The sequence below is a fragment of the Sulfuricurvum sp. RIFOXYD12_FULL_44_77 genome (assembly GCF_001830725.1).
Classification (GTDB): Bacteria; Campylobacterota; Campylobacteria; order Campylobacterales; family Sulfurimonadaceae; genus Sulfuricurvum; species Sulfuricurvum kujiense_A.
On record NZ_MIBU01000231.1, the window covers coordinates 1 to 3,859 of the forward strand.

The 3,859-nt window shown below is 45.1% G+C and carries 4 protein-coding genes and 1 pseudogene; all 5 read right to left on the minus strand.

Annotated elements, in window-relative coordinates; translation table 11 throughout:
• Positions 1–274 (minus strand): annotated as a pseudogene (locus A2517_RS08205) (hypothetical protein); the annotation flags it as partial.
• Positions 267–1,151, minus strand: coding sequence for a UDP-3-O-acyl-N-acetylglucosamine deacetylase (gene lpxC / locus A2517_RS08210; RefSeq protein WP_294895950.1), 885 nt, complete (start codon positions 1,149–1,151; stop codon positions 267–269). The gene lpxC and the pseudogene A2517_RS08205, both read right to left, overlap by 8 nt.
• A 42-nt stretch (positions 1,152–1,193) precedes the next feature.
• Complete coding sequence (locus A2517_RS08215; RefSeq protein ID WP_294895952.1) at positions 1,194–2,564, minus strand: M23 family metallopeptidase; 1,371 nt, start codon at positions 2,562–2,564, stop codon at positions 1,194–1,196.
• Positions 2,561–3,493, minus strand: a complete 933-nt coding sequence (locus tag A2517_RS08220) for a DHH family phosphoesterase (RefSeq protein ID WP_294895954.1) — start codon at positions 3,491–3,493, stop codon at positions 2,561–2,563. Before A2517_RS08220 ends, A2517_RS08215 begins: the two co-directional genes overlap by 4 nt.
• Before the next feature lie 53 nt (positions 3,494–3,546).
• Positions 3,547–3,859: DUF302 domain-containing protein (locus tag A2517_RS08225; RefSeq protein WP_294895956.1), on the minus strand; the 313-nt coding region annotated here is incomplete at its 5' end.

Sequence of the window (3,859 nt, forward strand, 5' to 3'; positions counted from 1 at the left end):
TAAAAAAGAAGGCATCCGTTGCCAAAAGGGGGATTTTTCGTGCAATACTGAGTGTTTTTAGAAAAATATAGGTGACCTTGATCCCCATAAAACTCCCGGGACCTTTGGCATACATCAAATGCGAAAAAGTATACCGCGCTAACAGCGAGTCAAAAATCTCCGCCAGCACATCCGAACTCATCCCCTCATTTTTAATCTCTTCGACTAAAATTCCATCTTTGTAAATTCCCACCAATACGGGGGAACTTAACGCGATGACAAGGGCGTCATGCATACGCTTTTGCCAACTCTTTCGACTCTGCGTGCGCTAGTTCGACGATCTCGTAGTTCGCCGGATCTTTTAAAAGCTCTAACGTCAATTTATGGTTAAGATCATGACTCCCCGCGAACGCTTCGTAGTTACCGATGAAATTCATTCCGATCAGCGACATATCGCCGATCGCATCAAGAATTTTGTGACGTACAAACTCATCACCGAACCGAAGCCCCTCAGGGTTGAGCACTTTTTTATCATCCAATACGACCGCATTTTCCAAACTTCCGCCCAGAGCGAGCCCTTTGGAGCGGAGATATTGCACTTCATGGACAAATCCGAACGTTCGAGCACGTGCGATCTCTTTTTTATAATTCTCTTTGGTAAAAGAGAGGACATAGCTTTGCTGATCAATAACGGGGTGTGAAAATTTGATCGTAAAATCATAGTTCATATCATTGGACGGGATCAATTTAACGTATTTGTCCCCCTCTTGAACGATCACCTCTTTTTTGATTCGCATAATTTTCTTAGGCACGTCCTGTGCTACGATTCCCGCCTCTTCAAGAAGCATACAAAAGCTCATAGAGGAGCCGTCCATAACAGGTACTTCATCCGCATCGACGATAACGCGAAGATTATCGACACCGTAAGCATAGATCGCCGAGAGCATATGCTCGATCGTCGAAATCGTTACCCCTTCGCGCCCGATAACCGTTGCCATTTTCGTGTCGACAACATTCTCAGGAATCAGCGGAATGGATACACCGGCATCACTGCGGTAGAAAACAATACCACTGTTAGCTCCTAAGGGTTCAAGCCGTAATTTGACGGGGGAGCCTCGGTGCAAACCTATACCCACGAGTTCGACACTTTTACCGATCGTTGTTTGCATCATGTGCGTGTTATCCTTAGCTCTATTGTGAAATTATACCGTGTTTCAACGTTGGTTAATGATTACTTTGGCGTTCTCAATAACACTGGTTATGTTGTCATAGATCCATTTTGTATCCATCCACTCTTCCGGGCGGACTTCGATTCCTTGTACCAAAATACCGAAATGGAGATGATCCCCCATCGCATAGCCGCTAAGCCCCGTTTTTGCGATCTCTTGCCCGAGTGCGGCAACATCTCCCTCTTGCACATGCACTTCCGAACAGTGGCCATAGAGGGTGTAAAGACCGAACCCGTGATCGATAATCGGCAAGTTACCGTAAATTCCGTTGGGTTGAGAAAAAACAACATTGCCGCCGTTGGAAGACGTAATCGGTCCCATCGCAACACTCGCTAAATCAAGCCCCATATGATACGCTTGACTCACATTTTCTTGACCTTTATAACTGTAAATGCGGTGATCCCCGAAATCGGCTACTTTTTGACCGTTCACGAGGGGGTAAAAAGGTTCCGGAGTAAAATCAAGTATCATATTTTTAGAAACTTTCGAGGTAATGTCATGGATAATTTTCTCATTATCGGCACGCACTTTTTCGTTAATGATACGAAACTGCTCCAAGCGGTCATCCACCCCTGCCGTTTGTTCGTATTCATTCGCAAGTTCCGCAATCTTACCGTCTAAGAAAGCATCACTGAGTTCAATATTGGATACTCGGTAAACATGATCTTTCAGACGAAGCGGTATAGCACTTTTTGTCTCATTTCCGGCACGGTCACGCGCGACTACGGTCGCACTGAAGGTTTGTTCTTGAACCGGCCACGCAACCAAAGAGGCGTAGTATCCCTCTTTCATAAAAGGCTGTGCGACAAATGTTTTGCCAAAAGAGGTCTCAATTTTCAAACTTTGCATATGAGGGTCTTCGGCTTTAAAAATAACAATCGCCGATCCCCCTTTTTGAATTTTGTAGGAGTTGGCAACAATCGCAAGCACCGGACGACGCTGGTCGATAATGAGGGTGATCTCCTCTTTGTAGGTGTTCCCCATAAACAGACCCCATAAACTGTTGTCGGTCGCTTCAATTTTCAAAACGATAGAGGTTGCTTCGACTCGACGCACCCCTTTGGGAGGGAGGATATCAAATACTTTTTTAGTCTCTGAAGATTTCGCGTTTTCTTCAGCAACAACCCACTCTTCATGCGGTGTTACAATCGTTGCTTTAAACGATTTTAACCCGCTAGTATCTTCTACGCTGACATGGATAGGGTCTCTAAAATTCCAATACCCGTCTTGAGATAGGGAAACTTTCGGGTCATCCTTCTCAAACAGCGGTGAAAAACCCATAAATCCAACGGCACTCAAAACTAGAACAACCAGTACCCATCCAACAATTCCCGAATTATTTCGGCCTCTTCTCACATAAACTCCTTTGTAATCATTACCATAATATTTTTGATAAGCTCATCATAATTTTCTTGTTTTATCCAGGTACCTGAGCGTTTCACGTGTCCGCCGCCGCCGAATGAGGTCATAATCTTAGCGGCATCAACCGTTCCGTCTGTCCGCAAAGAGAGCTTTATCCCCCCAAGCGGGTGTTCCAACACCATAATAGCCGCTTGAACACTTCGCATCCCTAATGCTTCATCCAATACGCTTTTGCACTCAGAAACACTAGCACCGCTCTCCTCCAATAAAGGGAGGGAAACCTCAAACACCGCTAGGCGAGCATCCGCTAACAGCTTCATCTGTTTGAGCAAGATTCCCCGTATTCTCAAAGAGGCAAGAGAACGGCGTCGGTAAAGCCACTCCATACACATCGCGTGATCGGCTCCGAGTTCCAAGAGTCCTTGCGCCATCGCAAACGTTTTCGTGCTGCATTCGGGTGCGCTAAAACATTTCGAATCATCGAGCAGTCCGGCATAAAGCGAAAGCGCTATTTTACCATTGATTTTTATACCGTTGGCAACAAAATAGTCATAAACGACTTCGGTCGTGCTAATTGCCGAACTATCCACTATGTTGCACGTACCGAATAGATCATTACTGACATGATGATCAATATTGATAAGCGGTAACTCTTTTTCAATTCCAAGCCGTCCATAACTGCCGCAGTCAAAGCTGATAAGCAACTCGGCATCTTCGGGAAAACGGTCGGTTATTTTGTCAAACCACGGTAAAAAAGCGAGATTGGGATCGACTACGGATGAAGCACAAAAAAGGGTTATTTTCTTTTGGCTCCGAAGTAAATAGGAGTAAAAAGCACACGCCGCGCCGAGCGAATCGGCATCGGGACTTTTATGTGCTACCAAAACGATATGGTCGGCGGAATCAATCAGGGATAAAGGCATTAGAGACTCATTAATTGCTGCAAATGCCGAAATTATAACACTTATCTCCTGTATTACTCGATGACGCTGTTCAAAACGCCCTCAAAATCTTTCTGAGCCTGAAGCAACGTCTCTTTTGCCTCTGAGTTATCGACACGAGCACTGCTCATCCAGTTATAGACGCCCGGGAAGCCCATTACGATTTCATCGGCATCTTTTTTCTTATACACCATCAACGTACACGGGGCAAATGCCGCTGCTTCGGGGCGAGTTTTTGCTACCGTATAAATTACTTTGAGTTTACAGATAGAATAGGTATCGTAAAAATCAAACGGACTTTTTTCACCGAGCGCGAAGTTGTAATCGGTAAAGTTCGACATCACGAAT

Coding starts and splice junctions, on each gene's coding strand:
- lpxC (WP_294895950.1), bottom strand. CDS start 1,151: ATGATGCAAACAACGATCGGTAAAAGTGTCGAACTCGTGGGTATAGGT.
- A2517_RS08220 (WP_294895954.1), bottom strand. CDS start 3,493: ATGCCTTTATCCCTGATTGATTCCGCCGACCATATCGTTTTGGTAGCA.